Source organism: Planktothrix serta PCC 8927, from assembly GCF_900010725.2.
In the GTDB taxonomy this organism is placed as follows: Bacteria; Cyanobacteriota; Cyanobacteriia; order Cyanobacteriales; family Microcoleaceae; genus Planktothrix; species Planktothrix serta.
On the sequence record NZ_LR734854.1, the window covers coordinates 1 to 4,192 of the forward strand.

The following is a 4,192-nucleotide window of genomic DNA, read 5'->3' on the forward strand; positions in this document are numbered from 1 at the left end:
CAAACCGTTAGAACTCCGATTCCATCCCCCTCCCAGACCTTACCCCCCCGCACCATCCAACAACCGACTCCCCCACAACAACAGCGTATTCAACCGTTGCGATCGCCCTCCTGGCGTTGTATTTATACCCTCAGTGGTCATCGCAACGCCATCACCGGAGTGGCTTTCAGTCCCGATGGTCAGACGTTAGCCAGTGGGAGTCAGGATCAGACGATTGAAATTTGGCGGCTGGACTCTGGGAAACGGTGGTATACCTTGGTTGGTCATAGTAATTGGATCACGACCATTGCTTTTAGTCCTGATAGTAAGACTTTGGCGAGTGGGAGTCGAGATCAAACCATTGAAATTTGGGATATGACGAAAGGTAAAAGGTGGTATACCCTCACGGGTCATCAAGATGGGGTGGAAGCGGTGGCGTTTAGTCCCAATGGTCAATTATTAGCGAGTGGAAGTCGAGATAAAAGTATTGAAATTTGGAATATGAATAAGGGAAAACGGGGGTTTAGCTTAACAGGTCATCAAGACCGAGTTTATAGTGTGGCGTTTAGTTTGGATAGTCAACAATTGGCGAGTGGGAGTCGAGATCAAACGGTAAAAATTTGGGATTTGAACACAGCAAAAGAAGTCCAAAGTTTAACGGGTCATGGGGACTGGGTGCGAAGTGTGGCGTTTAGTTTAAAGGGTCAATTATTGGCTTCAGCGTCTAAAAATGGGATGATTAAAATCTGGCAAAAACAACAGGAACAATGGGTATTATCAAGAACATTAAGAGCCGATGATCAAGAGATATTTAATATTATTTTTAGTCCAGATCATCAGTTTTTAGTGAGTGGAGGAGGACAGGGAATAATTGATATTTGGGATGTACAAAAAGGGATATTATTAGAAACCATTAAAGCCCATGAAAGTGATGTTTTTACGGTGGCGTTTAGTGGCGATGGTCAATGGTTAGCAACGGGAAGTTATGACCGGACGGTGAAATTGTGGAAACAATAACGCCCTGAACTAAAGTTCGGGCTGAAAGCTAAAGTTATCTAAAGATAACTAAATACTTGTTTTTCTTAACCCGTTAAAACGGGTTTTCGCTTTTAGCCGGAAATTTATTTATATCATAAACTTGATCTATTTTCAAGTAATTACACTTTTTTAAAGATTAGCGATCGCCACCCATCAAAGTAGGGTGTGTAAGCGCAGCGCACGCACCATCTTACTAAAATTGATATTAATACAAGAATGAGCGATCGCAAATACAATAATATTAAAACAATTAAGTAGAGCAGCCGGACAAATCTGCTTACTCAAGCTGCCGGGGATCTTCTGAGGGAGGATGCCAGCCAGCCTGAACCCATAGCGTCCGGGCTTCTTGAATAGAACGTTCTCCTCTATAGCGTTCGTCGTTGAGGTCAAGACGCTCACAAGTGGCTCGACCGATAGGAGTTGTGCCGACAATCTCCGTACCCTCTGCATTCCAGATAAAGTGGTCAGACCACTGCTGTTGACGGGGATTAAACAAAGGCAGAATTGCTGAGGTTTCCACATCCCGACCCACAATGAAGTTATAACGACGCTGGTTACATCGGCTACAAGCTAAAGCCAGGTTATCAGAATTGTCAGAGCCACCTAGAGAGCGCGGTTGGATGTGATCGATGGTGAAACGAGAGGTGCTAATTTTCTCAGGAGAGTGGCAATATTCGCATAGGTAGCCTGCGCGTTTCCGCACGAGTTGCCTTGTCAATTCATTAATAGTCATTGCTCGGCAACTAAGAGAGAATTGAGGTAGGTAAAGATGCGGTCAAGTTCCCCAATGGCATTGAGTTCTGCCTCTTCTTCTAAGGTTAGCGAACCTGTCTTGTTTTTTTCTAGCAAATCTTCGAGGTTAGATTGTAAATCGTCGGTAAATTTGAAGAGTCGAAGGCTATCAACCTTCTCAACTTTAATGCCTGTTTCCAGTAAGGACTGTGGGCTAATCATTACTTGAATCATAATTTTGCTGCTCCAGTAGAAAGCACTAGCTTAACTCTAGCAAATTCTGATAATCCCCGATTTTCTAATATTTCATCGGAAATTAATCAACTTATAGATAAGAGTTTTAAACTATATCATAAATTTGATAAATTTTCAAGTAATTACACTGTTTTAAAAATTAGCGATCGCTACCCCAATTAAATTAACACGCACCATCTTACTAAAATTGATATTAATACAAGAATGGGCGATCGCAAATACAATAATATTAAAACAATAATTTTATTGTTAAAAAGGTAAGTATTGAACTTGGTTCACTAAATCTTCTGGTTCACTTGCTTTGGCAATTATTTCTAAGTCCCGCACACATTCTCCAACGGTGACAGACTGTTGATGTGCGTAAATAACCCCACTAAACTTTATCCCCTCTTGCTGGCGACGGTTAGCTATTACTAAAAAATCATCATCTTGGGTAAAGATAACACGATCAAGTTCCGTGGCTCGATCAAGTAAAATTGGATCAGGCGTGCCAGTTCGTTCATCTTCTTGTACTGTGAGAACGTCTATACCGCGCAATTTTAAACCATTTGTAATTGCTCGCCGAATGTGTTCATCCATGTAAAGGGCTAGGGTCATTTAATGAGTCCCTGGGTGCGAAGTTTTTTAACTAAAGCAGATTCACCTGCTTGTTGACGTAACGTTTCAACATTCTCAAATCGTCGCTGTATATTGGCATCTAGTTCTTCTTTATTATCCCAATAGTAAGCTAAGGTAGAATAAATTTGACTCATGCTTAAATAGGGATGTTGAAATTTAATTTCTTCGGGACTCCAGCCAAAAGCCAGATGACCGGAAACTAATTCAATTACTTTCATGGTTGTTCCGGCAATGTAGGGAACGTTGTTTTCATTTAGTTCTATATACTTGTGTTGTGTCGTAGTCAAGTTCATAGAGTTTTCCTCGTTAGTGAATTTAATTATAGTATATTTTTGGCAATTTATTCTGAAGTGCGATCGCGCTCAATAATTGATATTAATATAAGAATGAGCGATCGCAAGTACAATAATTTAAAAAAAATTAGTTGTAAGCCCGAACTGATAACTGTAATTTTTCAATGGGGATTTAACTGGTTGGATCGATATCATCATTTTGATCGCTTTTAATCGATTCCAAGGCGATATCTTTTGGCTTAGAGGCTCGTTCTTTAGGCAATGTAATCCCTAAGCGTTTTTGTAACACCTCGATCACTTCTTCCGCAGACTTCTGACCAAAGTTTTGAATTTCTAAGAAGTCTTCTTGAGTATAATCTAGTAAGTCTCCTACTAAGTTGATTTGAGCGCGTTTAAGACAGTTGTAAGCCCGAACTGATAACTGTAATTCTTCAATGGGGATTTGACTGGTTGGATCGATATCATCATTCTGATCGCTTTTAATCGATTCCAGGGTGATATCTTCTAACGGTGTAAACAAATCTACTAAAATCGTTGCGGCTTCGCTCAAGGCTTCTTGGGGTGACAAACTCCCATTTGTCCAAATTTCCAGAATCAGTCTGTCTTTTTCTTCATTCCCACCGACCCGCGCTTCCTCAACGATATAATTGACTTTTCGCACTGGCATAAACACGGCATCAATTTGCAGAAAATCTACAGCCGTTGCATCATAACTGTGTTCAACGGCGCGATATCCACATCCCTTCTCAATTTGGAATTCCATTTCCAAGGTTGCCCCAGGAGCCAGGGTAGCGATATATTGGTTTCTGTCTACGACCTCAACCTCTGAAGGTAACTCAAAATGACCCGCCGTCACCGTCGCTGGGCCTTGAACTTCTAAGCGACCGATTTGTTTTTGGTAGGTATAGCTTTTGAGTACAACTTCTTTCAAGTTTAGGAGAATTTCTAAAACATCTTCCCGAACCCCTTGAATCGTTGCAAACTCATGATTAACATTGGCAAACCGTGCTGATGTAATCGCCGTTCCTTCTAAGTTCGAGAGTAAAACCCGTCTTAGAGCATTACCAACTGTCGTCCCTTGACCCCGTTCTAAAAACCCTAAGACGAATTTTCCGTACTGAGTCCGGTGTGCATCAGTGTTCGATTCAATACACTCAATCTTAAATCCTGCCACCGATGGACTTGGAGTTGGACTCGGTGTTGGACTGGGAGTCGGAGTCGGAGTTGGGGTCGGAGTTGGTGTTGGACTGGGATTCGGAGTTGGGGTCGGAGTTGGT

Annotated in this window: 6 protein-coding genes; 1 reads left to right on the forward strand and 5 read right to left on the reverse strand. The window is 41.6% G+C overall.

Annotated elements, in window-relative coordinates; translation table 11 throughout:
• On the forward strand, positions 1–996 hold a 996-nt coding region (locus PL8927_RS07340; protein ID WP_197047346.1), incomplete at its 5' end, for a WD40 repeat domain-containing protein.
• Positions 997–1,294: 298 nt separating this feature from the next.
• Here PL8927_RS07340 and PL8927_RS07345 read toward each other — a convergent pair.
• The 5 genes from PL8927_RS07345 to PL8927_RS07365 form a co-directional block, all read right to left on the reverse strand.
• The gene (locus PL8927_RS07345; RefSeq protein WP_231505947.1) at positions 1,295–1,720 is read right to left on the reverse strand and encodes an HNH endonuclease; all 426 of its coding nucleotides are present in this window, start codon (positions 1,718–1,720) and stop codon (positions 1,295–1,297) included.
• A gap of 26 nt (positions 1,721–1,746) precedes the next feature.
• Positions 1,747–1,983 carry a hypothetical protein gene (locus PL8927_RS07350; protein WP_083619113.1) on the reverse strand — a complete coding sequence of 79 codons (237 nt, stop codon included), beginning with the start codon at positions 1,981–1,983 and terminating at the stop codon, positions 1,747–1,749.
• A 270-nt stretch (positions 1,984–2,253) separates the two neighbouring features.
• Positions 2,254–2,601, reverse strand: a complete 348-nt coding sequence (locus PL8927_RS07355; protein ID WP_083619117.1) for a DUF5615 family PIN-like protein — start codon at positions 2,599–2,601, stop codon at positions 2,254–2,256.
• Positions 2,598–2,915 (reverse strand): DUF433 domain-containing protein, encoded by a 318-nt coding sequence (locus PL8927_RS07360; RefSeq protein ID WP_083619119.1) that lies wholly within the window; start codon positions 2,913–2,915, stop codon positions 2,598–2,600. The genes PL8927_RS07355 and PL8927_RS07360 overlap by 4 nt, the downstream gene beginning before the upstream one ends.
• Positions 2,916–3,087: 172 nt before the next feature.
• Positions 3,088–4,089: a DNA-directed RNA polymerase subunit alpha gene (locus tag PL8927_RS07365; RefSeq protein WP_083619135.1), complete on the reverse strand. Its 1,002-nt coding sequence runs from the start codon at positions 4,087–4,089 to the stop codon at positions 3,088–3,090.
• Between the last annotated feature and the right edge of the window lie 103 nt (positions 4,090–4,192).

What these genes read in the sequence shown, in the direction of transcription:
- PL8927_RS07350 (WP_083619113.1), bottom strand. Translation starts at nt 1,983, where the DNA reads ATGATTCAAGTAATGATTAGCCCACAGTCCTTACTGGAAACAGGCATT.
- PL8927_RS07355 (WP_083619117.1), bottom strand. Translation starts at nt 2,601, where the DNA reads ATGACCCTAGCCCTTTACATGGATGAACACATTCGGCGAGCAATTACA.
- PL8927_RS07360 (WP_083619119.1), bottom strand. Translation starts at nt 2,915, where the DNA reads ATGAACTTGACTACGACACAACACAAGTATATAGAACTAAATGAAAAC.